Source organism: Natronococcus sp. JC468 (assembly GCF_012163165.1).
Classification (GTDB): Archaea; Halobacteriota; Halobacteria; order Halobacteriales; family Natrialbaceae; genus Natronococcus; species Natronococcus jeotgali.
On record NZ_JAAVUO010000101.1, the window covers coordinates 1 to 1,263 of the forward strand.

Annotated in this window: 1 protein-coding gene; it reads left to right on the forward strand. The window is 59.3% G+C overall.

Annotated features, from left to right (window positions below; translation table 11 throughout):
• Nucleotides 1-76 precede the first annotated feature (76 nt).
• On the forward strand, nucleotides 77-1,084 hold the full coding sequence (locus GWG54_RS20535; protein ID WP_312854315.1) for an ISH3 family transposase: 1,008 nt from the start codon (nucleotides 77-79) through the stop codon (nucleotides 1,082-1,084).
• Nucleotides 1,085-1,263 lie beyond the last annotated feature (179 nt).

Below are 1,263 nucleotides of genomic sequence, written 5' to 3' on the forward strand. Positions count from 1 at the left end.
CGGAGTCGAAGGCTGCGGCTTCGACTCCGGGATCATCCGACAGACGCTCCTCCAGGCTGCTGTCGATCAGAAGTCGATCAAGGCTGTCACTGACACCACTCGTAAAGCATACTCCGATGACTATACGCTTGCCCAGCTTCACACCGTTCCAGCTGCCGAACTCGAAGCTACCGCCAATCGTCTTCTCTGCCAGCAGGCGGCGATGATCCTCGGCACCGGGCCGAGGATCATCTGCCTCGACTTTGTCGATATCCATTATCACGGCTGCCCACACGCTGATGATGGAGAACTCTGTCACACGAAGCCTCGCGATGGCACCTCTCAGTGCCATCGCTACCTTGCTGGATTCGTCCTCTGTCAGGCCAAACCTCTCGTCGTCGCAGTCACACCCGTTCGAAGTGACGAACCAAAGAGCGACGCGGTCGAGCGATTGCTCGACCACGTCGCGGCCCTTCCGTTTGAAGTCGCTGGCCTCCTCGCCGACCGTGGATTCTACGACGGTGCGTCGATCAAGCGACTGGATGCTGCAGCAGCAGTCGCTCTCCCAATCATCCGCCGTGGGAAGCAGATGGCCGAAAAACTGGACACGACGGTTTCCTACTGGACGGAGTACGTGATGTACGAGGGAAGCGAGCGGGAACTGCGCTTCCCGCTCGCGGTCTGTGTCTCTTACCAGCAGGGCAACCGAGGCAAACACGGCTTGCTCGTCCGAGCGTACGTGGCGTGCGATCTGGCCGATCGCACGCCGAAGGAGGTCGAAGCCCTCTACCAGAAACGCTCAGCCATTGAGACCGCGTTCAGGACAATGCGCGAAGCGCGTGCGCGGACAAGTACAACTGATCCAGTCGTTCGGTTGTTGTTCGTTCTCGTGAGTTTCTTGGTACGGAACCTCTGGCTCATCGTTCGCTGGGGTGTGCTCGCCACGCCGCGGCGCGGCGGGCGAGCACTGCCTGTTTGGTTTCGTTTTGAAGTCTTCCGTGAGTGGCTCGACCACGCTCTTGACGACACGTTGTGTCGGAAGTGGGAAGCACCGACCAATGGTGTCGGCATCCCAGCAACCTACGGCCAGCTGGACGCGGGCTGAGCCCGCCCGCGTCCAGCGCCAGTCCTGGAAAGAGCGACTGCTGTAGATCCTCTTTCAGGAGACGGCGCTCTCACATTTGTGAGACCGCCGTCTTTGTTCGAATCGATGAATTCGGTGCTCTGATCTTGTTCGCTTTGCTCCAGAAATCGAGTCAGCAATCAGCAACGATGGGAACTACC